This is a genomic window from Mycobacterium sp., from assembly GCF_019247635.1.
GTDB lineage: Bacteria > Actinomycetota > Actinomycetes > Mycobacteriales > Mycobacteriaceae > Mycobacterium.
In genome coordinates this window covers 56,919-79,407 of sequence record NZ_JAFBAR010000115.1, presented here as the reverse complement: position 1 = coordinate 79,407, position 22,489 = coordinate 56,919, and the positions used below count along the sequence as shown (strand labels likewise).

The 22,489-nt window shown below is 66.0% G+C and carries 20 protein-coding genes; 7 read left to right on the top strand and 13 right to left on the bottom strand.

Annotated elements, in window-relative coordinates; all coding sequences use genetic code 11:
* Nucleotides 1-1,173, top strand: a 1,173-nt coding sequence (gene groL, locus JO236_RS19870; RefSeq protein WP_293334447.1) for a chaperonin GroEL, incomplete at its 5' end; no start/stop codon positions are given.
* Nucleotides 1,174-1,244: 71 nt separating this feature from the next.
* Here the strand turns inward: groL and JO236_RS19865 are convergent.
* The 3 genes from JO236_RS19865 to JO236_RS19855 form a co-directional block, all read right to left on the bottom strand.
* Nucleotides 1,245-1,661 (bottom strand): pyridoxamine 5'-phosphate oxidase family protein, encoded by a 417-nt coding sequence (locus JO236_RS19865; protein ID WP_293334444.1) that lies wholly within the window; start codon nucleotides 1,659-1,661, stop codon nucleotides 1,245-1,247.
* A gap of 44 nt (nucleotides 1,662-1,705) precedes the next feature.
* Nucleotides 1,706-3,193, bottom strand: coding sequence for a PPE family protein (locus JO236_RS19860; RefSeq protein WP_293334441.1), 1,488 nt, complete (start codon nucleotides 3,191-3,193; stop codon nucleotides 1,706-1,708).
* 87 nt (nucleotides 3,194-3,280) lie between these two features.
* Nucleotides 3,281-5,023 (bottom strand): N-acyl-D-amino-acid deacylase family protein, encoded by a 1,743-nt coding sequence (locus JO236_RS19855; protein ID WP_293334438.1) that lies wholly within the window; start codon nucleotides 5,021-5,023, stop codon nucleotides 3,281-3,283.
* Between the two features lie 47 nt (nucleotides 5,024-5,070).
* Here JO236_RS19855 and JO236_RS19850 point away from each other — a divergent pair, with 47 nt between their 5' ends.
* From JO236_RS19850 to JO236_RS19840, 3 genes are read left to right on the top strand one after another with little or no spacing between them, the layout of a single operon-like run.
* Nucleotides 5,071-5,445: a VOC family protein gene (locus JO236_RS19850; protein WP_293334463.1), complete on the top strand. Its 375-nt coding sequence runs from the start codon at nucleotides 5,071-5,073 to the stop codon at nucleotides 5,443-5,445.
* An 11-nt stretch (nucleotides 5,446-5,456) separates the two neighbouring features.
* On the top strand, nucleotides 5,457-5,990 hold the full coding sequence (locus tag JO236_RS19845; RefSeq protein ID WP_293334435.1) for a mycothiol transferase: 534 nt from the start codon (nucleotides 5,457-5,459) through the stop codon (nucleotides 5,988-5,990).
* A 21-nt stretch (nucleotides 5,991-6,011) separates the two neighbouring features.
* Complete coding sequence (locus tag JO236_RS19840) at nucleotides 6,012-6,857, top strand: hypothetical protein (RefSeq protein ID WP_293334432.1); 846 nt, start codon at nucleotides 6,012-6,014, stop codon at nucleotides 6,855-6,857.
* On the opposite strand, the gene JO236_RS19835 is transcribed toward JO236_RS19840, so the two are convergent.
* The 9 genes from JO236_RS19835 to JO236_RS19795 all read right to left on the bottom strand — a co-directional run bounded on the left by JO236_RS19835 (nucleotide 6,850) and on the right by JO236_RS19795 (nucleotide 17,461).
* Nucleotides 6,850-7,533 carry an anti-sigma factor gene (locus tag JO236_RS19835; protein WP_293334429.1) on the bottom strand — a complete coding sequence of 228 codons (684 nt, stop codon included), beginning with the start codon at nucleotides 7,531-7,533 and terminating at the stop codon, nucleotides 6,850-6,852. The two genes, JO236_RS19840 and JO236_RS19835, sit on opposite strands and share 8 nt — an antisense overlap.
* Nucleotides 7,530-8,105, bottom strand: coding sequence for a sigma-70 family RNA polymerase sigma factor (locus JO236_RS19830; RefSeq protein ID WP_293334426.1), 576 nt, complete (start codon nucleotides 8,103-8,105; stop codon nucleotides 7,530-7,532). The genes JO236_RS19835 and JO236_RS19830 overlap by 4 nt, the downstream gene beginning before the upstream one ends.
* A gap of 45 nt (nucleotides 8,106-8,150) precedes the next feature.
* Nucleotides 8,151-8,924, bottom strand: coding sequence for a DUF1295 domain-containing protein (locus JO236_RS19825; protein ID WP_293334460.1), 774 nt, complete (start codon nucleotides 8,922-8,924; stop codon nucleotides 8,151-8,153).
* An 8-nt stretch (nucleotides 8,925-8,932) separates the two neighbouring features.
* Nucleotides 8,933-10,225 carry a class I SAM-dependent methyltransferase gene (locus JO236_RS19820; protein WP_293334423.1) on the bottom strand — a complete coding sequence of 431 codons (1,293 nt, stop codon included), beginning with the start codon at nucleotides 10,223-10,225 and terminating at the stop codon, nucleotides 8,933-8,935.
* On the bottom strand, nucleotides 10,222-11,010 hold the full coding sequence (locus tag JO236_RS19815; protein ID WP_293334420.1) for a DUF1365 domain-containing protein: 789 nt from the start codon (nucleotides 11,008-11,010) through the stop codon (nucleotides 10,222-10,224). Before JO236_RS19815 ends, JO236_RS19820 begins: the two co-directional genes overlap by 4 nt.
* On the bottom strand, nucleotides 11,004-12,302 hold the full coding sequence (locus tag JO236_RS19810; RefSeq protein ID WP_293334417.1) for an NAD(P)/FAD-dependent oxidoreductase: 1,299 nt from the start codon (nucleotides 12,300-12,302) through the stop codon (nucleotides 11,004-11,006). The genes JO236_RS19815 and JO236_RS19810 overlap by 7 nt, the downstream gene beginning before the upstream one ends.
* A 38-nt stretch (nucleotides 12,303-12,340) precedes the next feature.
* A complete protein-coding gene (locus JO236_RS19805) occupies nucleotides 12,341-14,017 on the bottom strand; it encodes a cytochrome c biogenesis protein DipZ (RefSeq protein ID WP_293334414.1) in 1,677 nt (558 codons plus the stop codon).
* A 127-nt stretch (nucleotides 14,018-14,144) separates the two neighbouring features.
* Nucleotides 14,145-16,964 carry an RND family transporter gene (locus JO236_RS19800; protein ID WP_416362296.1) on the bottom strand — a complete coding sequence of 940 codons (2,820 nt, stop codon included), beginning with the start codon at nucleotides 16,962-16,964 and terminating at the stop codon, nucleotides 14,145-14,147.
* A gap of 74 nt (nucleotides 16,965-17,038) precedes the next feature.
* Complete coding sequence (locus tag JO236_RS19795; protein ID WP_293334408.1) at nucleotides 17,039-17,461, bottom strand: MmpS family protein; 423 nt, start codon at nucleotides 17,459-17,461, stop codon at nucleotides 17,039-17,041.
* A gap of 299 nt (nucleotides 17,462-17,760) precedes the next feature.
* On the opposite strand from JO236_RS19795, the gene JO236_RS19790 reads away from it, so the two are divergent.
* From JO236_RS19790 to JO236_RS19780, 3 genes are all read left to right on the top strand, one after another.
* Nucleotides 17,761-18,465, top strand: a complete 705-nt coding sequence (locus tag JO236_RS19790) for a TetR family transcriptional regulator (protein ID WP_293334405.1) — start codon at nucleotides 17,761-17,763, stop codon at nucleotides 18,463-18,465.
* A 198-nt stretch (nucleotides 18,466-18,663) separates the two neighbouring features.
* Nucleotides 18,664-19,074, top strand: coding sequence for an MmpS family transport accessory protein (locus tag JO236_RS19785; RefSeq protein ID WP_293334457.1), 411 nt, complete (start codon nucleotides 18,664-18,666; stop codon nucleotides 19,072-19,074).
* On the top strand, nucleotides 19,071-22,016 hold the full coding sequence (locus JO236_RS19780) for an RND family transporter (RefSeq protein ID WP_293334402.1): 2,946 nt from the start codon (nucleotides 19,071-19,073) through the stop codon (nucleotides 22,014-22,016). The genes JO236_RS19785 and JO236_RS19780 overlap by 4 nt, the downstream gene beginning before the upstream one ends.
* 28 nt (nucleotides 22,017-22,044) lie before the next feature.
* Here the strand turns inward: JO236_RS19780 and JO236_RS19775 are convergent, their stop codons facing one another.
* Nucleotides 22,045-22,395: a nuclear transport factor 2 family protein gene (locus JO236_RS19775; protein ID WP_293334399.1), complete on the bottom strand. Its 351-nt coding sequence runs from the start codon at nucleotides 22,393-22,395 to the stop codon at nucleotides 22,045-22,047.
* Nucleotides 22,396-22,489 lie beyond the last annotated feature (94 nt).

Genomic DNA, 22,489 nt, shown 5'->3' with positions numbered 1-22,489 from the left:
GGCGACCAGTCGATCGGCGACCTGATCGCCGAGGCGATGGACAAGGTCGGCAACGAGGGCGTCATCACCGTCGAGGAGTCCAACACCTTCGGCCTGCAGCTCGAGCTCACCGAGGGCATGCGGTTCGACAAGGGCTACATCTCGGGCTACTTCGTCACCGACGCCGAGCGCCAGGAAGCCGTCCTGGAGGACCCCTTCATCCTGCTGGTCAGCTCCAAGGTGTCGACCGTCAAGGACCTGCTGCCCCTGCTGGAGAAGGTCATCCAGGCCGGCAAGCCGCTGCTGATCATCGCCGAGGACGTCGAGGGCGAGGCGCTGTCCACCCTGGTCGTCAACAAGATCCGCGGCACCTTCAAGTCGGTGGCGGTCAAGGCCCCCGGCTTCGGTGACCGCCGCAAGGCGATGCTGCAGGACATGGCCATCCTCACCGGTGGTCAGGTCATCAGCGAAGAGGTCGGCCTGACGCTGGAGAACGCCGACGTCTCGCTGCTGGGCAAGGCCCGCAAGGTGGTTATCACCAAGGACGAGACCACCATCGTCGAGGGCGCGGGTGACCCCGACGCCATCGCCGGCCGAGTGGCCCAGATCCGCGCCGAGATCGAGAACAGCGATTCCGACTACGACCGCGAGAAGCTGCAGGAGCGCTTGGCCAAGCTGGCCGGCGGTGTTGCGGTGATCAAGGCCGGCGCCGCTACCGAGGTCGAGCTCAAGGAGCGCAAGCACCGCATCGAGGACGCGGTCCGCAACGCCAAGGCGGCCGTTGAGGAGGGCATCGTCGCCGGTGGCGGTGTGGCCCTGCTGCAGTCGGCGCCGTCGCTCGGCGAGCTGAAGCTGTCCGGTGACGAGGCCACCGGCGCCAACATCGTCAAGGTGGCACTCGAGGCTCCGCTGAAGCAGATCGCCTTCAACTCCGGGCTGGAGCCCGGCGTGGTGGCCGAGAAGGTCCGCAACGCATCCGCCGGTACCGGCCTGAACGCCGCCACCGGTGAGTACGAGGACCTGCTCAAGGCCGGCGTGGCCGACCCGGTCAAGGTGACCCGTTCGGCGCTGCAGAACGCGGCGTCCATCGCGGGCCTGTTCCTGACGACCGAGGCCGTCGTCGCCGATAAGCCGGAGAAGGCCGCCGCTCCTGTGGGCGACCCGACCGGTGGCATGGGCGGTATGGACTTCTAGTTCGGACGACGAAGAAGTCCGGTCCTCGAACGCACAAGGGGGCCGGGCTTTTTCGTTTTTGGAAGCGAGTCTCAAGCGGGAAGCGAGAACACTACGCAGTCGTGCAGACAGCCCTTGGCGGCCGAGGAGGAGTCGGCGTTGCGGTGCAACAGCGCGCGCGTGGGAACGACCGCCAGCCGGATGGTCTCAGCACCCTCGGCACCCTCGGCACTCTCGGTTACCTGGGCCGGGCCATCCACGATCAGCGAATAGCCGCCCGGTTGCGGGGGCGGCCACAGCAGCGTGACGTCGCTGTGGCGGGCGAGGTTCTGAAGTGTCCGACCGCCGATCAGCCCGACGTCGATGACGGCCTCGCGTAACACCGGTTCGACGGCCACCGTGTGCACGCGGTAGTCGTCGTCGACGGTGATCAGGTAGCCGGAGGGGTAGTCGGGCAACGCGGCGGCCAGCCGCTGCAGGTCAACTTTCTTGGCGCCCTTGGCACTCATGAGTTTCCAGGATAGGCGCGAGTCGGCGGGGCGGTCGAAGCGTGCTAGTCCGACCGGACGGGCAGCCTGAGGACCTCGGACGTCTCGTCGGACTGGCGGTTCGGGTAGAAGCCCGACCTGGGGATGCCCGCGCCGAGGTTGTCCGACTCCCGCGTGTTGGAGTTACGCGGTTCCCCATCGGCGCTGCGCGCGTTGATCAAGCCCGGGTAGGCGCCGCGCATGGCAGGGCCGGCGTTGGAGCCCACGACCGCCGCCGTGCCGCTGAGGCCGGCGGTCGGGGTGCTCGACGTGCCGGTCAAGGCGGTGGCGACGTTGCTGGAGTTGCCCACGTTCTGGGCCGGCATGTCTGGAGCGAAGATCCCGGGGTGCCGCAGCGCCGTGTTGAAGCCGCCCGTCTCGGCGGCGGAACTGAGCAGACTGGAGCTGGCATTCGCCGCGCTGATACCGCCGGTGGCGGCGGTGCTGCTGGTCAACAAGCTCGCTTCGGCGCCCTGGCCCGCGAACCCGGTTTGCTCAAATCCTGAGTTGTAGAGACCCGAGTTCATGGAGCCGGTGTTCGCCATGCCCATGTTCGCGCTGCCGGAGTTGAAGAGCCCCGAGTTCAGGCTGCCGGTATTGCCGATGCCGACGTTGCCGCTACCGGAGTTGAAGAAGCCGATGTTGCCGGTGCCCGAGTTCCCGATGCCGATGTTGCCGCTGCCGGAGTTGAAGCCGCCGAAGCCGATCTGGTGGTCGCCGGTGAGCCCAAATCCGATGTCCCCGTTACCGGTATTGGCGAACCCGAAGTTGTTGTTGCCGTTGTTGCCGAAGCCGACGTTGCCGCTGCCGGTGTTGCCGCTGCCGACGTTGCTGTTGCCGTAGTTGCCGCTGCCCGCGTTGCTGTTGCCGGTGTTGCCGCTGCCCATGTTGCTGCTGCCGCTGTTGCCGCTGCCCATGTTGCCGCTGCCGGTGTTGCCGAAGCCCAGGCTGATCTGACCGTTGTTGCTGATGTTGATGCCCAGGTTGGACAGGACCTGCTGCCACGGCGCCAACGCCCCGGCCGCCGCCGATGCGTCGACGTGGTAGCCGGACATGGCCGACACGTCCAACGCCCACATCTGCTCGTAGGCGGATTCGATGTCCATGATCGCCGGGGAATTCTGACCCAACCAGTTCGTGGCCGCCAGCACCTGCAGCAGGCCGCGATTGGCCGCCACCACCGCGGGCTGCACCGTGGCCGCCAGCGCTGCCTCGAACGCCGACGCCGTCGCCGCCGCCTGTGCGGATACCTGTTCCGCCTGGGCCGCCGCGGCGCTCAGCAACCCCACATACTGCGTCGCCACCGCCATCATCGCCGCCGACGAGGGACCCAGCCAGGCGTTCCCGGCCAGGTCGGATGTGACAGACCCGAACGCCGTGGCCGCCGACGCCAACTCCTCGGCCAGCCCATCCCACGCCGCGGCCGCGGCAAGGAGCGGCCCCGCCCCGGGACCGGCGAACATGAGTGCCGAGTTGATTTCTGGCGGCAACCACGCAAAATGCGGGTTTGTCACCCACTCAACCTACCCGGCGAGGGCCGTCGCCGTGGCCGGATTCGCCAGCGCTCTCAGCGAACAATAAGGAGAACCGAAATCTCGGCCCTAGGCGGGTGCAAATTGACGTCCGCGTACCAGTTTGCCGGGCCGCGCGGCGGTCGGCACACCGTTCTTGGCGATCACTTCGCCGGCGACCACCGTCGCGACGTAGCCTTCCGCGGTCTGGTCCAGACGCCGCCCGCCGGCGGGCAGGTCGTAGCTGATCACCGGCTTGTGCAAGCGCAACGCGGTGTGGTCGATGACGTTGAGGTCAGCCTTGAACCCCACCGCGATACGCCCGCGGTCGCCCAGCCCTGCGATCCGCGCGGGCACCGACGTCAGTTCGCGGACGGCCTCGGCTACCGAGAACCGCCCGGACTTGCGATCGCGCGCCCAATGCGCCAGGAAATACGTCGAATAGCTGGCGTCACAAATCATGCCGTAGTGCGCGCCGCCGTCCCCGAGGCCGAGCACCACATCCTCGCGGTGCAGCAACTCGCCGACGGTGTCCAGCGAATTGTTTTGCAGGTTGCTCGTGGCCACCAGCAACATGGCCCGCCCGTCGTCGTCGAGCAGCCGATCGTAGGCCTCCTCCATCGGGTTCACCCCGCGGGCGCGCGCCCGGGCACCGATGCTGTCCGCCGGGTTCGGCTCGTAGTTGGGGTTGTCGTCCAGCGGGAAGATCCAATCCCAGGCCTGCGCCACGTACAAGATCGGATGCCCGACGCCGGGCTTATCGGCCAGGATGCGGGAGCGGACCTCGGGTTTGCGCATTTCGGCGACGCGCTCGGCCAGCGGGAGATGCGCGATCTCGCGGTAGCTGGGGTAGAGCACGAAGGGATTGGCGGACAGTTGCAGCCCGATGATCAGGCCGATCGGGCGCGGCAGCAGCTGGGCGGTGATATCCCCTCCCGCCGCGTTGGCCTTTTCGACCATGGTGATGGCGTCCGGCCAGGTCGGGTCGCCCGAATTGGCGACGACCAGGGTGAAAGTGACTGGCAGGCCGACGTCTTCGGCAACGTCGAAGACCGTCTGCAGCACGGGTTGGTAGCCGCCGGCCGGAATGTCGGGTACGAACTGCAGCAGGCCGCCGCCGCCGTCGACGACGCCCCTGGCGATCTCCTCGATCTCCTCGCGGGCGGCGTCGTAACTCGGTATGGGCGAACCGCTTTCGGTCTTGTGGATGGTCAGCCGGGACGACGCGAATCCCAGCGCCCCGATCTCGATCGCCTCTTTGGCAAGCGCGCGCATCTTCGCGAGGTCCTCGGGGGTGGCCGGTTCGCGGTCGGCGCCGCGCTGGCCCATCACGTAGACCCGCAGCGGTGAGTGCGGCAGGTACGCCGCCACGTCGATATCGCGCTTGCCCGCTTCCAGCGCGTCCATGAACTCCGGGAAGGTTTCCCAGCTCCACGGCAGCCCGTCGGTCATGACGACGCCGGGGATGTCCTCGACGCCCGCCATCACGTCGACCAGCACGTCGTGGTCGTCCTGCCGGCAGGGCGCGAACCCGACCCCGCAATTGCCCATCACCACGGTGGTCACCCCGTGCGCCGACGACGGCGTCAGCCGGTCCGACCAGATGGCCTGGCCGTCGTAATGCGTGTGCAGGTCGACGAAGCCGGGGGTAACGAGCAGCCCGGTGGCGTCGATCTCCTTTTCGGCGGTGGCGCCGTTCAGGGAGTCCTGCTGTGGCCCGCGGGCCGCCACCAATGTGATGACGCCGTCTTGAACCGCGACGTCGCCGACGTATGGGTCACCGCCCAACCCGTCGACGATGGTGCCGTTGCGGATGAGGAGGTCGTAGGTCATCTAAATAATCTACGACCGTGTCGGTGGATGGTGCCAGGATCGGTTACGTGATTGACCACATGGGCATCAATTGCGCCGATTATTCGAAGGCGCAGCAGTTCTACGACACGGTGTTGGGCGTGCTCGGCTTCTCGCGGCAGATGGATTTCGGGGAGGCCATCGGGTACGGGCGGGACGGCAGGCCGGCGTTTTGGATCTCCGAAGCTACGGGCATGGGGCCCAACCGGGAAATGCACCTCGCGTTCGAGGCGGCTGACGAGGACGCGGTGCGCGCGTTCCACGATGCCGCGGTCGCGCTGGGCACCGAGTCGCTGCATGCGCCGAGGCGCTGGCCCGAATACCACCCCGGTTACTTCGCCGCATTCGTGCGTGACCCCGACGGCAACAACGTCGAAGCGGTGTGTCACCACGCGGGAGCGTAGCGTCGCGAAGCATGGCCAGTACCCCGGACGCCCAAGCCGCCAATGCCGCCGCCCGGGAACTGCTGCGAGATGCGTTCACCCGGTTGATCGAACACGTCGACGAACTCACCGAGGGCCTCACCGACGAGATATCCAACTACCGGCCGACCCCGAGCGCCAACAGCATCGCGTGGCTGATCTGGCACAGCGCGCGGGTGCAGGACATCCAGCTTGCCGATGTCGCCGGCGTCGAACAGGTGTGGGCTCGCGACGGCTGGGTGGACCGCTTCGGACTGGACCTGCCGCGCAACGACACCGGCTACGGGCACGGTCCCGAGCAGGTGGCCAAGGTGCGCGCGCCCGCCGACCTGCTATCCGGCTACTACCACGCGGTGCACCGGCTCACCCTGGAGTACGTCGCCGGTGTCACCGCCGAGGAGCTTGCTCGCATCGTGGATACCAACTGGGATCCGCCGGTGAGCGCCAGCGCGCGATTGGTGAGCATCGTCGACGACTGCGCACAGCACCTCGGGCAGGCCGCCTACCTGCGCGGGATCCAGAGTTGATGTCCAAGTAGGTTGCCAGCTGTGCGGTTTGCGGTGACGGCGGTGTTGTGGCTGGCCAGCACAGTTGCGCTGGCCGTCGCGATCCCTGCGGTGTGGTTGCAGCTGAACGTGATTGGCGAGAACGGTTACAGCGCACTGGCCGAGAACGCGGCGCGCGACCCGGCTCTGCAGACCGCGGTGGCGGCCGAACTCAGTACCCGAGCGATGGCGCTGATTGCCGAGCACAGTGGCGGCCGCAACCCGGTCAACAGCGCGGAGGTGCACGACGCCGCCGTCGCGTTCACTGCCGGCCCGTCGTTTCCGCCGCTCTTCACCCAGGCCAACCGGGCCGCGCATCGTTGGTTGTTCACCGGCGCCGGCTCCGGGGATTCATGGGTGATCGACGTGGCGCCAATGCTCAATGACAACTCGATTCAGCAGATGCTGACCCGACACAACGTGAAAGTGCCAGCGACACTGACGGTTCCGCTGGCGGTATCCGCACCCAGGCCGGTGCGGCAGGGCCAGCTGCGCACGCTGGCCAGCTGGAATCCCTGGGTCGGCATGGGCGCCACAGTCCTGAGCGGTGTCTGCGGGCTGCTGCTGCTGGCCGCGGCACGCAGCCGCGGTAAGGCACTGAGCAGCCTCGGCGTGTCCGCGCTAGTGGTCGGCGCCGCCGGCTGGGCGGGCATCGAAGTCGGCAATCGGTACGTTAACGACGCCCTCAATCGGACCACCGGCGACATTCGTCAGATCGCCGAGGTGATGGTCGGTCACGCCGAGGGCAGCCTGCACCTGTGGCTGAACCTGACGCTGGCGGCGGGCGTGGTGCTGGTGGTTCTCGGTGTGATCCTGGCGGTGCTGGGAAGTCTGCGGAAGGTCAGCTGAGCGGCAGCTTGGCCAGTATCGCGCCAGTGGGTTGAGGGGATCCGGCACCGGGTTCGACGGTGAACGCCAACGCGGTCGAGCTGCCCAGGTTGGTGAGTATCGCCGTCGTCGCCGGCGCTACGGCGGCGCTGTTCATGGTGCCGGCCGACGTCGGACCGTTGGCGCCCATGAGCCACATCTGGTAGACGGTGCCCGGGGCGGGCGGCGAGACATCGTTCATCACCAGCACGCCCGCATTGCGCTCGCGGGAGAACATCACCGTCGCCGTCCCGGCGCCCAGCGCGCCGGACACCGTCCGGACGTCGGGCGCGCCCAGGACCTGCTCGGCGACCGTCTGCCTCGGCGGCGGTCGGGTGATCACGCCAACACCGAACGCCGCGGCCCCGACCGCGACCGCCGCCGCGGCGGCGAAAATCATGGTGCGCCGGCGCGACGGGCGGGCTGGCTCAACCGCGCCGAGAATGGCGGCCCGCAGCCGCGCGGGCGGTTGCTCCGCCGTCGCCGTCGAGATCACGGCCATGGTCTCGCGAACGGCGCGGACCTCGTCGTCGAACGTGACGCCAACCCTCGACACCGCGACCCGCCGGTCGATGTCGGCTCGCTCCTCATCGGACACCGCATGCAGCGCATACGGAGTGGCGAGGTCGAGCAACTCGGAGTCGGTCGGCTCGGTCATGCCACGTCCAGGCAGTTACGCAGCCCGCGCAGCGCGTCGCGCATGCGGGATTTGATCGTCGACAAATTCGCGGTCAGGCGCTGTGACACCTCGGCATAGGTCAGCCCGCGGTAGTAGGCCAATTCGATGCACTCGCGCTGCGCGTCGGTCAGCACGCCGAGACATTCGGCGACCCGACGCCGCTCGTCACCGGCGATTGCGGAATCGGCGACCGGGTCGTGCGGCAAGGCGCTATCGGGTCCGGCATTGGCCGCTCCGTAGCGCGATTCCCGTTGGCTGCCGGCGTGCTCGGCGCGCACCCGGTCGACAGCGCGCCGGTGGGTCATGGTCAGCAACCAGGACAGCGCGGAACCCTTGGCGGAGTCGTACTGCGACGCCGTCCGCCACACCTCGAGATAAATCTCCTGGGTGGTCTCTTCGCTGTAGCCCGCATCACGCAGCACCCGCATCACCAGTCCATACACCCGGGTTTTGGTGCGGTCGTAGAACGCGGCGAACGCGTCCCGGTCGCCGCGCGCCACTCGGCGCAGCAAGGCTTCCAGGTCGCTGCCCAGCCGTGACGGTCCGCTCATCGATCGGTAGCCTAGCGCCCGTCGGCGCCCGGGTCGCCATGCCAGTCATCCCCGTCGTATCGGCCGCGGCGGCCGGGGGACGAAATATGCTGTCCGCGCCTGGTATTCGGCAAAACCGGGGCGGCGCTGCATCAGCTTCTCGGTCAGCCGGGCTCCGCTCACCCGCACCAGGAAGTAGGTCATCAGCAGCGGTGAACCGATGGTGGCCAGCGCCACCCAGCCGTTGATGGTGATCAGCCACAGCCCCCACCACACGCAAGCGTCGCCGAAATAGTTGGGGTGTCGTGTCCACGCCCACAGGCCGCGGTCCATGATGACGCCGCGATTGGCGGGGTCGGCTTTGAACGCCTTCAGCTGTCGATCGCCGACCGCTTCGAAGCTGACGCCCACCAGCCACACCGCCACGCCCATCGCGGCGAAGGCGAGCAACGGTTTCGGCGTCGGCCCGGTGACCGCCGACAGCTGCAGCGGTAAGGAGATGAACCAACCCAGGAGGCCTTGCAGCAGGAACACTTTGCGCACCACCTGCAGGGGCGTCGCGTCGCGCAGCAGGTGCGCGTAGCGCGGATCCTCCCCCTTGCCGGCCGTCTTGCGGTAGATGTGCCAGCTGAGTCGCAGACCCCAGAGCGCCACCAGCGCCAGTAGCGCCCACCGCCGGATCTTCTCGCCGTGGCCAAGCGCCGCGGCGACGGCCGCGACCGCAACGAAAGCCAGGCCCCATGCCACGTCGACCACGTTGTAGCGGCCGATCCTGCGACCGATCAGGAAGGTGACCGTATGCACGACCACCAGGGCTGCCGCCGATGCGCCCGACACCACTACGAAGTTCACGATGCGGCCTCACGCGCGAAGGTCCATTGGTACACGTCCAGATAACCGGATCGAAAGCCCGCTTCCGAATACGCCAGGTACAGCTCCCACATCCGGCCGAACACCCCGTCAAAGCCCAAGTGCGCCAGACAATCTCGTGTTTGGATGAACCGTTCCCGCCAAAGCCGCAAGGTCTCGGCGTAATGCGGACGCAGTGAGGTCATGTCGACAGTCCGTAATCCGGTGTGGCGTTCGGTGATTCCGGCGATGGCCTGAGTGGACGGTAGCAGTCCGCCCGGGAAGACGTACTTTTGTATCCAGGTGTGGGTGTTGCGGGTGGCTCGCATGCGGCGGTGCGGCATGGTGATCGCCTGGATCGCGACTCGCCCGCCCGGCCGCACGAGCCGGTTCAGTGCCGCGAAATACGTTGGCCACGAGCGGTATCCGATGGCCTCGATCATCTCGACCGAGATGATCGCGTCGTAGCCGCCTCGATCACCCTCTTGGACGTCGCGGTAGTCACACAGGTCGATCTGTGCCGAGTCAGACAGCCCTGCCGCGGCTACCCGAAGCCGCGCCAGGTGCTGCTGCTCGACCGACAACGTCACCGAGCGCACGTGCGCGCCGCGCGCGGCGGCGCGAATGCACAACTCGCCCCACCCGGTGCCGATCTCGAGAACCCGGCTGCCGCTCCGCACGCCGGCCATGTCGAGCAGCCGATCGATCTTGCGTCGCTGCGCCGTGGCCAGATCCGGCCACGTCGGCGTCCGGGCCGGCAGTTCGCTGAACAGCGCGCTCGAGTACGTCATGGTCTCGTCGAGGAACGCGGCGAACAGTTCGTTGGAGAGGTCGTAGTGCTCGGCGACGTTGCGGCGCGCCTGGTCTCGAGTGGCGCTTCGCCAGCGCGGCCGAAAGGCCGGGGCCAGCGGGCGCAGCCACTGCAACGAGGCCGGCACCAGATCGGCGACGGATCCCGCCAGCACGGTCAACACGTGCGTGAGATCCTCCGCCGACCACTCGCCGGCCATGTAGGACTCACCGAAACCGATCAGGCCGTGCCGCCCGATGCGACGCGCCAGGGCTTCGGGCCGATGGACCATCAGGCTCGGCGCGCTGCGGCCGGCGGTGCCCGCCACCGTCCCGTCGGGATAGACCAGCCGCATCGGCAGGCGGGCGGCCGCGCGCCGCAGCAGCGCCTGGGCGACGACCGCCGATGCCGCGGCGAAGGGGCCCGCCGGTAGCTTCGCCACTGCCGGCCACCGCGCCGAATCGATTGTCGGCGGCGGCATTTGAATGGTATCCAAGGTCATCGCGGCACCACCGGAACTCGACGTAACCACAACTTGATTCCCTGCATTCGGATGCGGGTCGATACCACCAGCGGTGCCAGCGGCGAAACGATCTGCATGATGGCCACCTGCGCCGGCGTCGCCGGTCGCCGGCTGCCGTGCAGAGTGGCTATGAATTCCGGGAACGCCGGTCGGCGTAGCGGGTCGCCACCGTCACGTCGGCCCCGTGGCGATCGCAAGCGCGGCGTGGCCGGGCGCAGCGGGTCGCCACCGTCATGGCCCAGGTGCAGCGCGACCGTGACGTGGACTTCGTTGTCCGGCCGGGGCGCCCGCACCAGGTAATAACCGTCCACGGCAAAGAACGGCGAGACGTAGAACTGCTTGGCGGTCGCCACCGGCTGGTCGGCCGGCGGCAACAGGTAGGCGTGGCGTTCACCGTAGGTGTTGTGCACCTCGGCGACCACATGGCGCACCGCGCCCTCGCGGTCGTGGCACCAAAACACGCTCAGCGGGTTGAAGACATAACCCAATACGCGGGCCTGCAGCAGCGCGGTGATACGTCCGTCGGGCACTGCCAGCCCGCGCTCGGCGAAGAAGGCACTGAGGCGCTCGCGCAGCGACGCGTGCCGGGGGCCGGCAAAATGATCGTCGGCGTCGAACCGCGCGAACAATCTCAGCCAACGGGGCAGGCGGGGGAGCTCGTCGACGTCGACATACCAACTGTAGCTTCGGTATTCGAACGAGTGCTGCACCGGGGTCCGTCGCGAATGGCTGATCGTGGTGCGATAGATCGCCGGAGTCAACACCGTGCCACCGCCTCGCGTGGAACGGCCGCCGGCCAGTCGCCGCCGAGCCGGCGGGCCGCGCGCAGACCCGAGGCCGCGCCGTCCTCGTGGAATCCCCAGCCGTGGTAAGCGCCCGCGAACACGATCCGGTCGTCATCGAGGGTCGGCAGTAACCGTTGGGCCGCAACGGATTCCGTCGTATACAACGGATGGCTATAGGTCATCTCGGCGAGCACCGAGTCGGGGCGCACCTGGTGGTGGCCGCCCAGGGTGACCAGAAACCGCCGCTTCCCGCCCAGGCGCATCAGCCTGGTGATGTCGTAGCTGACCATCACGTGTTCGCTCCCCGGCGACACCAGGTAGTTCCACGACGCGCGGGCGCGGCGGTGGCGCGGCAGCACGGAGCTGTCGGTGTGCAGCTGGGCGCGATTGGTCGAGTAGGGGATCGAGCCGAGCACGGCGCGCTCCCACGGCGTGGGGTCGTCCAGCAACAGCAGCGCCTGGTCGGGATGGACCGCGATGACCGCCGCGTCGAAAAGCCTTGGCGCGCAGTTGCCCGAACGCAGCAGTACGCCGCCGGGCACCCGCCGCGCCCAGTGCACCGGCGACCCCGTCAACACCTCGTCCAGCCGGGCCGCGACGGCTCGAACGTAGGTGGTCGAACCCCCGGTCACCGTGCGCCACGCCGGGGAGCCGAACACCGACAGCATCCCGTGATGGTCGAGGAAGACGAAGAGATACCGGGCCGGATAGCGCAGCGCGTCGCCACCGGCGCAGGACCACACCGCGGCCACCAGGGGCGTGATGAAGAAGTCGACGAAGTACGACGAGAAGCGGTGCCGGTTCAAAAACTCTCCCAGCGTCTCGAGGTCGTCACCCGCTGCTTCCCGCAGCAGGTCGGCGGCGGCGCGGTGGAACCGGGTGATTTCGGAGAGCATCCGCAGATAGCGCGGCCGCAGCGACTGACGGCAGGCGAACAATCCCGAAAGCCCAAGGGCCCCAGCATATTCGAGTCCGATGTCGTCGGCGCGCACCGACATCGACATCTCCGACTCCTGGGTGGCCACCCCCAGTTCGGTGAACAACCGGCACAGCGTCGGGTAGGTACGGTCGTTGTGCACCAGAAAGGCGGAATCCACGGCCATCACGCCGCCGTCACCGTCATCGACGAAGTGCGTGTGCGCGTGGCCGCCGAGTCGGACGTCGGCCTCGTACAGCGTGACCCGGTCCCGGCCCGACAGTAGGTAGGCGGCGGTGAGCCCGGCGACGCCGCTGCCGATCACCGCTATCGAACGCCCGGATTTTTGCTGCACAACGATTATTCGGAGCGGTGTGCCGGACGGACGGGAACCTAACCGAAAGTGAACGAAAACACTTGCAGCCCTTGGCTGACCTGCATGTCAAGCTGATCGCGGCGGGCGGTGTCGTCAGCGACGAGCTGGTGCAGCGTGGGCGGTCCGCCGACGGGTGTGGTGGTCGTCTTGCCGTCCCGGGTCACCGTGAGGGTGCCGCTGCCGCCGACCACGGCGTAGACGGCCTTGCCGGTGTAGTTGAGGCGAACCGCGGAGTCGTCCCCGCCGGCAGTGATGTCCTGCTCGTTGAGCGTCCAGCGCCCGTGTAGCGCGAACTTGTCGTCGGCCAACGACGTTGGGTAGGTGAACGTGCCCGACTTGTATTCGCCGTCGCCGCCGTAATTTGCGGCACGCTGAACGCCCAGGTAAGTCTCGGGGGTCAGCACGGTCTGTGGGGTGATGTCCACTGTTCCGCCCGTGGCCGGCAGTCGCACGTTCGGGTTCGCCTCGACCAGGAGTTGACGGATCAGTTTCTCGGTCGTGTCGTAGTCGCCCTCGCCGAACTTGGTGTGCCGGATACCGCCTGCCGCGTCGATCAGGTATTCCGCCGGCCAGTACAGGTTATGGTAGTTGTTCCACGTCCGGTAGTCGTTGTCGAGCGCGACCGGATAGTTGATGTGCAACGCGGCCGCACCCGCTGCCACGTTGCCGGGGACATGTTCGAAGGCGTATTCGGGGGTGTGCACCCCGATGACCACGAACCCGTCGTCGCGGTAGCGGTTGTACCAGTCGACGACGTGACCGACGGCCCGTTGGCAGTTGATGCACGAGTAGGCCCAGAAATCGATCAGCACCACCTTGCCGCGCAACGACGCGAGGTCGACGGGCTTGCCGTCCGGCGTGTTGAGCCACTGGGCGATTCCGGCCAGCGCCGGCGCCGGACCGCACTGTTGCAATTGGGCCGAGTCGCCAAGGCCGCCTAAGCTTCCGGTGCAGTCGGCCAGTTGCCCTTTGACGGTGCCACCCGAGTTCAGCTTGCGCTGAATGTCGCCGGCGCCGGCCAGGTTCTGCATCGCCGCCGTGTAGTCGGGCACGGCGCGTTGCAGCATCGCGGGCAGGTTGAAGACCAGCGCGACGGCAAGGACGATCATCATGATTCCGCCGGCGACCCGGATCAGGCGCTGCCGCCGGCGGACCGCGGCGACGCGCTCGGCGATGCGCCGCCCGGCCAGCGCGAACACCAGCAGCGGCAACGCGGCACCGACGGCGAAGGTTGCGGTCAGGACCAGGATCGGCAGGCCTATGGACGCCGTGCCGCCGGCGACCACGATCGCGGCCAGCACCGGCCCCGCGCACGGCACGTATAGCGCGCCCAGTGTCAGGCCGAGACCGAAACCGCTTCGGCCGCTGCTGATCTCACGTCCCGACTGGCCCAGCGGTAGGCGGGCGAACGGCCGTTCGAGCAGCTGCTGCAGCGCCGGGAAGATCAGTCCGAGCCCGATCAGTGTCAGCACCGCCAGCGCCGCCCACCGGATCGCATCCTGCGGCAGGTGCAGCGCGGACAGCAGCGCCGAACCGCCGAGAGTGACCACGCTGAAGCTGCAGACCAGGCCCGCGATCACCAGGTACGGCCGACCGGCGCCGGAGAGGAAAATCACCGGTAGCACCGGCAGGATGCAGGGCGAGATGCCGGTGATCAGACCGCCGAGGAAGCCGATCAGCGCGATGGTGAGCATGGTTGTTATTCGGACTCGCGGAGTTGGCGGACGGCCGCGTCCGCCCTCGACCCGCGAGCGTGCGTGTCTGTACGACGACACGCCGCGCCGGCCGACATTCTGCGCACGCTCGTCGAACGACTTGTCGTCAGTCGCTGTAGACCAGGGACCGATCGGGGTGCTCGGCCGGCCGAGCTGGAGTCCTGGGTGGTCTGGAGCGCACCCTGATCGGCCACCAGAACCAGCGCCCCAGCAGCGCGGCGATGGAGGGCGTCATGAACGCGCGCACGATCAGCGTGTCGAACAGCAGGCCCAGGCCGATCGTGGTGCCCACCTGCCCGATCATCCGCACGTCGCTGACCACCATGGATGCCATCGTGAATGCGAACACCAGACCTGCGTTGGTCACGACCTTGCCGGTGCCGCCCATGGAGCGGATGATCCCGGTGTTCAGGCCGGCGTGTATTTCCTGTTTGAAGCGGGAGACCAACAGCAGGTTGTAGTCCGAACCCACCGCCAACAGCACGATCACCGACATGGCGAGCACCAGCCAGTGCAATTCGACGCCGAGAATATGTTGCCAGAACAGCACCGAGAGCCCGAAGGAAGAGCCCAGAGAAAGGGCGACCGTTCCGACGATCACCGCGGCGGCCACAAAGGCGCGGGTGAGGACCAGCATGATGATGAAGATGAGGCACAGCGAGGAGATGCCCGCGATGATCAGGTCCCATTTGGCGCCCTCGGAGATGTCTTTGAAGACCGCGCCCGTGCCGGCCAAATAGATCTTGGCGTCCTCCAGCGGAGTTCCCTTGAGCGCCTCCTCGGCCGCGGTGCGTATCTTGTCGATGCTCGCGATCCCCTCGGCCGAGGCGGGGTCGCCCCGATGCAAAATGATGAAACGAGCCGAGTGCCCGTCCGGTGACAAGAAGTTCTTCATCGCGCGCTTGAAGTCCGCGTTTTTGAAGACCTCGGGCGGCAGATAGAACGAATCGTCGTTCTTGGACTGGTCGAACGCATGACCCATGGCGGTCGCGTTGTCGCTCATCTCGTCCATCTGATCGAAGATCCCGGACATGGTGCTGTGCATGGTCAGCATCATGGTCCGCATGTTGACCATGGTGTCGATCATCGGCGGGAACTGGGCGATCATCTGCGGCATCAGCCGGTCCAGCTCCTTGATGTCACCGACCAGGGTGTCCAGCTTCTCGTCGATCTGGTCCACGCCGTCCAGCGCGTCGAAGATCGACCGAATCGACCAGCAGATCGGGATGTCGAAACAGTGCTTCTCCCAATAGAAGTAGGCGCGAATGGGACGCCAGAAGTCGTCGAAGTTCGCGATCTGGTCGCGCAGTTCGTTGGTGATCTGCTGCATCTCTTCGGTGTCGCCGACCATCCTGTGCGTGACGCCGACCAGTCGCGTCATCAGGTCATACATCCGCTGCATGGTGGCGATCGTCTTGGTCATCTCGTCGGCCTGCTTGAGCATGTCGGCCATGCGGGCGCGCTGGTACTTCATGGTCTGCAGCTGACCGGCGTTTTGCATGCTGATCTGGAACGGTATCGACGTGTGGTCCATCGTCGTTCCGTCCGGCCTGGTTATCGCCTGGACGCGGGAGATTCCCGGAACGCGGAAGATGCCCTTGGCCAACTTGTCCAGGACCAGGAAGTCGGCGGGATTACGCATGTCGTGATCGGACTCGATCATCAGAATCTCCGGCTTCATCCGAGCCTGAGAGAAGTGCCGGTCCGCGACCGCGAAGCCCTGATTGGCCGGGATGAAGGTGGGCAGATAGGCCCGGTCGTTGTAGTTGGCCTTGTACCCGGGCAGCGTGATCAGGCCGACCAGGGCGACAGCGAGAGTGACGGCGAGAATGGGCAGCGGCCAGCGGACCACCGCGGTGCCCACCCGCCGCCAGCCGCGTACCTTGAGCAACCGCTTGGGATCGAAGAGGCCGAACCGGCTGCCGACGGTGAGGACCGCCGGCCCCAGGGTCAGCGCGACGACCACGGCGACCAGCATCCCCACCGCGCAGGGCACGCCCAGCGTTTGGAAGTAGGGCATGCGCGCGAAGCTCAGGCAGTACGTCGCACCGGCGATCGTCAGACCGGAACCGAGGATGACGTGGGCCGTCCCGCGGTACATGGTGTAGAACGCGGTTTCCTTGTCCTCGCCGGCTTGGCGGGCCTCCTGGTAGCGGCCGATGATGAAGATCCCGTAGTCCGTACCGGCCGCGATCGCCAGCGAAGTGAGCAGACTGACCGCAAAGGTGGACAGTCCAATGAGCCCGCTGTGCCCGACCAGGGCAACGGCTCCCCGCGCCGCGGTCAATTCGACGCCGACCGTGACCAGTAGCAGGAACACGGTGATCGGGGAACGGTAGACGAACATCAACATGAGCAAGATGACCGCGACCGTGGTCAGGGTAATTTTGGCCATGGATCTGTCGCCACTCTTATGGAGATCAGCCTGCAGGGCCGACACCCCGGTGACGTAGGCCTTGACCCCCGGCGGCGCGGGAGTGCTGGCTACGATCTTGCGGACGGCCTGGACGGACTCGTTGGCCAGCGGCTCGCCTTGATTGCCGGCGAGATTGAGCTGGACTGTCGTGGCTTTGCCGTCGTTGCTCTGCGCGCCGGCCGCGGTGAGCGGATCCCCCCAGAAGTCCTGGATGCTCAGCACGTGCGCCTTGTCCTCGCGCAACCTGCGAATCAGGGTGTCGTAAAACCTGTGCGCATCGTCGCCGAGGGGCTTGTCACCCTCCAGGACGATCATCGCGGAGCTGTCGGTGTTTCCCTCGTTGAACGCCTGGCCGATGCGCTTCATTGCGACGAACGACGGCGCGTCCGTGGGGCTCAGCGACACCGAGCGTTCCTGGCCGACCACTTCCAGGGAAGGGACGAACACACTGAGGATGACGACGACCGCCAGCCAGAACAGAATGATCGGCACCGCGAGGGCGTGGATCATCCGGGCGATGAACGGACGCTCGGCGTCGGTGTGGCCCGCGGGTGGACCGGCGGAGGGTGACAACGTGCCGATGCTCATGCCGACTTCACCACGCAGAAGGTGAAGGCGTTGACCTCGTTGGACACTCGCTCGGCCTTGACCTGGTCGTCCACTATGATGCGGCACCCGATGCTGTCGCTATTGCCTTGTGCCACAAGATTTCCCATCACGGCCGCCTTGGTGGTGGTGATGTGCAGCGACCACGGCAGTTGCGCGCCGTCGACGCGTTGCGGGTCGGCGTTGACGTCGAAATAGCTGATGTCCGCGACGGTTCCTGCAGGACCGAACACCTCGTAGGTGATCCGCTTGGGATTGAACGGGTCGGGATTCTTCAGGTTGCTGTCGGCATACGACTCGCGCTTTTCCGAGCCGAAGTAGCCGTGCACCCGGAAGACGATGAATCCACCGACTATCACCACTGCCAGGATGACCAGTGGAATCCACAACCGCGACAGCAACCTGAAAATCGCAAATCCCTTTCACCGGTTGGTATTCCACTTCGCGGATGACTTGCCATCGACCGAACGCCGTGTGCGTTCAGCGGCTCCGCCGTGCCCACTCGCGCATCCCGGGAGCGGCGGCGCCCCAAGCCCGACCGCAACCAAGCCTTGCCTAAGTAAACACGATGGCGGTCGGAAACATCGACTCCTTCCCCTCGCGCACTGGATTGTAACGCATATCACGTGCGTAACGGCAGGCCACTGCGTCAGGGGAACGTCCGCAAATCACACGGCGTGCGTTATACAAATCACATGATGTGCGTTACCCTCTGCCCGTGGCGCAACTCACCTTTCGACGCGCCCGCACAGAGGAAAACAAGCGCCAACGTGCGGAAGCCCTGGTTGAGGCCGCTCGCTCACTGGCGCTCGAGACCGGCGTCGCGTCGGTGACGCTGACGGCCGTCGCCAGTCGCGCCGGCATCCACTACTCGGCGGTGCGCCGCTACTTCACGTCGCACAAGGAGGTGCTGCTTCATCTCGCCGCCGAAGGCTGGCTGCGGTGGTCTCAAGCGGTGTGCGACAAGTTGGCCGAATCCGGTCCGATGTCACCCGAACGGGTGGCCGAGACGTTGGCCACCGGCCTGGCCGCCGACCCGCTGTTCTGCGATCTGCTCGCCAACATTCACGTTCACCTCGAACACGAGGTGGAAATCGACAGGGTGGTGGAGATCAGGCGGACCAATGCCGCCGCGGCCATCGCGCTGGCGGACGCGGTCGAGCGGGCGTTGCCCCCGCTCGGGCGTTCCGGCGCATTCGACATCCTGATCGCCGCCTACTCCTTGGCCGCCGCGTTCTGGCACATCGCCAACCCCCCGGAACAGCTTGCGGACCTTTATGCCGAGAAGCCGGAGCTCCTCCCGGCCGAGTGGAATATCGATTTCGCGTCGGCGCTCACCCGAGTGCTCACCGCCACCTGCATCGGTCTGATCTCCGGATCGTGCGAGCAAAAGAGGGGCGGGTGATAGGAATGTTTGTCGCCACGTGGACCGGACCCTTGCCGTGCGGCCCGCGGCGGCTACGGCTAAGGTACTTAGCGCAGCAAAGTATCGGCTGCAACGGTAACGCGGCCACGCGTTTTCGCGACGTGAGGGCAGGCAGCTTCGTAGGTGAGGGGAGGTGATTGCGTGCCGAGGAACGCGGTAGCCAACACCGCACGACGGATGTGGATCGTGCTGGTCATCGTGGCGGTTGTCGCGGTGGCGGCCTTCGTCGTCGTCCGCCTCCGCGATGTCTTCGGATACCACGACAATCGCCCGATCACCAGCGGGCTTTCCGATGACATCAAACCGTTCAACCCGAAGCACGTGACGTACGAGGTTTTCGGTGCGCCGGGCACGGTAGCAAACATCAACTACCTGGATATCAATGCTCAGCTGCAGCGGGTAGACAACGCCCCGCTGCCTTGGACGCTCGCCGTCACCACCACGCTCCCGTCGGTGAGCGTCAATGTGGTGGCGCAGGGCGACACCGACCAGATCGGCTGCCGGATCATCGTGAACGGCGTGGTCAAAGACGAAAGGTCCGCCAACGAAGTGAATGCTCAGACCTTCTGCGTGGTGAAATCCGCATGACCGCCGACCACGCCGCGCAGCTTCCCACCTCGCCGCGATTTGCCCGCACCGTGCACAGGCTCGCGGTGCCGATCGTGCTGTTCTGGATCGGACTCGTCGTCGTCCTGACCATGTTCGTGCCCTCGCTCGACAGCGTCGGCAAAGCACACACCGTCTCGATGAGCCCGAACGCCGCGGCGTCGATGCAGGCGATGAAGCGCGTCGGCAAGGTGTTCAACGAATTCGACAGCGACAGCGCGGTCATGATCGTCCTCGAGGGCGACAAACCGCTCGGCGACGACGCCCATCACTTCTACGACCAGCTGATCAAGAAACTCGAAGCCGACACCAAGCATGTCCAGCATGTCCAGGACTTCTGGGGCGATCCGCTGACGGCCGCCGGCTCGCAAAGCTCGGATGGCAAGGCCGCCTACGTCCAGGTCTACCTCTCGGGCAACCAGGGCGAGAGCAGGGCAAACGACTCCGTCCGGGCGGTTCGCAAGCTGGTGGCCGACACGCCGCCGCCGCCGGGGGTCAAGGCCTATGTGACGGGTGCGGCGGCGTTGACCGCGGATCAGTCCGGCGCCGGCGAAAAGGGCGTCAAGACGGTCACGATGATCACCTTCGTGGTGATCATCGTGATGCTGCTAATCGTCTACCGCTCCATTGTCACCGTGTTCAGCGTGTTGGTCATGGTGACCATCGAGCTGATGGCGGCCCGGGGGATCGTCGCCTTCCTTGGCCACAACAACATCATCGGGCTGTCGACGTTCGCGGTTAACCTGCTGGTGCTGTTGGCGATCGCCGCCGGGACCGACTACGCGATCTTCATCTTCGGGCGATATCAAGAGGCGCGAAGTCTGGGCGAAGACCGTGAAACGGCGTACTACACCATGTTCCACGGGACCGCGCACGTCGTTTTGGGGTCGGGTCTGACCATCGCCGGCGCGATGTATTGCCTCAGCTTCTGCCGGCTGCCCTACTTCCAGACGCTGGGTGTGCCCTGCGCGGTGGGCATGCTGGTGGCCGTGCTGGCCGCGCTCACCCTCGGGCCGGCCGTGTTGGTGGTGGGCAGCTTCTTCAAGCTCTTCGACCCCAAGCGCAAGCTGCGGACCCGGGGATGGCGACGGGTGGGCACCGCCGTCGTGCGCTGGCCCGGGCCGGTCCTTGCGGTGTCGGTCGCCATCGCCCTCATCGGTCTCCTCGCCCTGCCCGGCTACAAGACGAGTTACGACAACCGGGTTTACCTGCCCGCGAGCACCCCGGCCAATGTCGGGTACGACGCCGCGGAGCGGCACTTCTCGAACGCCCGGATGAATCCGGAATTGCTGATGGTCGAAACCGATCACGACATGCGTAATCCGGCGGACATGCTGGTGCTCGACAGAATTGCCAAAGGCGTTTTCCATGTTCCCGGAATCGCGCGGGTGCAGGCGATTACCAGGCCGCTGGGGACTCCGATTGAGCACACGTCGATACCGTTCCAGATCAGCATGCAGAACACGACGCAGATCGAGAACATGCAATACCTGAAGGAACGCATGGCCGACATGCTCAAGCAGGCCGCCGCGATGCAGCAATCGATCGACACCATGCAGCGGATGTACAACATCACGGCGCAGATGGCCCACGTCACCGACCACATGGACAAGCTGACGCACGAGATGGTGGACGTGACGAATACCCTGCGTGACAACATCGCCAATTTCGATGACTTCTTCCGGCCGATTCGCGCGTACTTCTACTGGGAGAAGCACTGCTTTGACATCCCCGTGTGCTGGTCGCTGAGATCCATCTTCGACGCGCTCGACGGTTTGGATCAGATCACCGAGAAGTTCACCGCGCTCACCGGCGACATAGACCGCCTTGACGCACTGCTGCCGCAGATGTTGGCGCAGATGCCGCCGATGATCGCGACCATGCAGACGATGAAGACGATGATGCTGACCATGCACAGCTCGATGTCGTCGATGTATGACCAGATCGACGTGATGAGCCAGAACGCCACCGCCATGGGGCAAGCATTCGACCGCTCCAAGAACGACGACTCGTTTTATATACCGCCGGAGGTCTTCGACAACCCCGACTTCAAGCGCGGCCTGAAGATGTTCCTGTCGTCGGACGGACACGCGGCCCGGTTCATCATCTCCCACGAGGGCGATCCGGCTACGCCAGAAGGCATTTCGCACGTCGACCCGATCAGGAATGCGACGAAGGAAGCGATCAAGGGGACTCCGCTGGAGGGTGCCAAGATCTGGCTTGCCGGCACCGCCGCGGTCTACAAGGACATGGCCGAAGGATCCAAATACGACCTGATGATCGCGGGCATAGCCGCGGCCAGCCTGATTCTGATCATCATGCTGATCATCACCCGCAGTCTGGTCGCCGCGATCGTCATCGTGGGCACCGTGCTGCTGTCGTTGGGCGCCTCCTTCGGGCTTTCCGTGCTGCTGTGGCAGGACATCATCGGTTTCAAATTGCACTGGATGGTGCTCGCGATGGCCATCATCTTGATGTTGGCCGTGGGATCCGACTACAACCTGCTGCTGGTTTCCCGATTCAAAGAGGAAATCCATGGCGGGTTGAGGACCGGGATCATCCGGTCGATGGCCGGCACGGGTGCCGTGGTGACGTCCGCGGGTCTGGTGTTCGCGTTCACGATGGCGTCCTTCGTCTTCAGCCCCTTGCGGGTGATGGGACAGGTTGGCACGACGATCGGTCTGGGGCTGATGTTCGACACCTTGGTCGTGCGGTCGTTCATGACGCCGTCCATCGCCGCGTTGATGGGACGCTGGTTCTGGTGGCCGCAACAGGTCCGCAGCCGACCCGCCAGCCAGATGCTGCAGCCCTTCGGGTCTCGCCCCGCGGTTCGAGCCCTGCTGGAGGAGCCCAAGAAACCCGAATCGCCCGAAGCCGATTCGGCCAGCACCGATCGGTTCCCGGTCAGCTCACCGCACTACTGACGCGCGACGACTGGGCCACCGTGTTCGGCTAGATCCGGTAGGTGCCGTGGCCTTCGATCACCAGGCCGTCGTGGAACCTGAGAACCTCGCTGACGTTGCCGTCGTCTTGGTTTCGGTAGGCGATGACGAGGGTGTCGATGCCTTGATACACGTCTTCGACGGTGAACCGAAGCTCGGGAACATGCGCCAGGGCTACGGTCCAGTAGTGGCGCAGGGCTGGCTTGCCGCGCACCACACCGCGGGTCTGCGGTAAGAGCCGGGCGGCAACGGGCGAGGTGAAAACGACGTCGTCGGCAAAGTGCTGCAGAACTGCCTCCACATCGTGGGCGTTCCAGGCCTGGACCCATACTTGGCTGAAAGCAATCGCATCAACGGTCATTCACCGGACTGTAGTCACGAAATTTGCGGGAGCCCAACCAATTTCCGACACGTCTACAGTGGCACCACTTCACGAATTATGCGTGGCGGCAGTA

Excerpts from the sequence above, each read along its gene's own strand:
- JO236_RS19865 (WP_293334444.1), bottom strand. The coding sequence starts at position 1,661 with ATGAGTGCCAAGGGCGCCAAGAAAGTTGACCTGCAGCGGCTGGCCGCC.
- JO236_RS19855 (WP_293334438.1), bottom strand. The coding sequence starts at position 5,023 with ATGACCTACGACCTCCTCATCCGCAACGGCACCATCGTCGACGGGTTG.
- JO236_RS19845 (WP_293334435.1), top strand. The coding sequence starts at position 5,457 with ATGGCCAGTACCCCGGACGCCCAAGCCGCCAATGCCGCCGCCCGGGAA.
- JO236_RS19835 (WP_293334429.1), bottom strand. The coding sequence starts at position 7,533 with ATGACCGAGCCGACCGACTCCGAGTTGCTCGACCTCGCCACTCCGTAT.
- JO236_RS19830 (WP_293334426.1), bottom strand. The coding sequence starts at position 8,105 with ATGAGCGGACCGTCACGGCTGGGCAGCGACCTGGAAGCCTTGCTGCGC.
- JO236_RS19820 (WP_293334423.1), bottom strand. The coding sequence starts at position 10,225 with ATGACCTTGGATACCATTCAAATGCCGCCGCCGACAATCGATTCGGCG.
- JO236_RS19805 (WP_293334414.1), bottom strand. The coding sequence starts at position 14,017 with ATGCTCACCATCGCGCTGATCGGCTTCCTCGGCGGTCTGATCACCGGC.
- JO236_RS19800 (WP_416362296.1), bottom strand. The coding sequence starts at position 16,964 with ATGATCCACGCCCTCGCGGTGCCGATCATTCTGTTCTGGCTGGCGGTC.
- JO236_RS19785 (WP_293334457.1), top strand. The coding sequence starts at position 18,664 with ATGTGGATCGTGCTGGTCATCGTGGCGGTTGTCGCGGTGGCGGCCTTC.
- JO236_RS19780 (WP_293334402.1), top strand. The coding sequence starts at position 19,071 with ATGACCGCCGACCACGCCGCGCAGCTTCCCACCTCGCCGCGATTTGCC.
- JO236_RS19775 (WP_293334399.1), bottom strand. The coding sequence starts at position 22,395 with ATGACCGTTGATGCGATTGCTTTCAGCCAAGTATGGGTCCAGGCCTGG.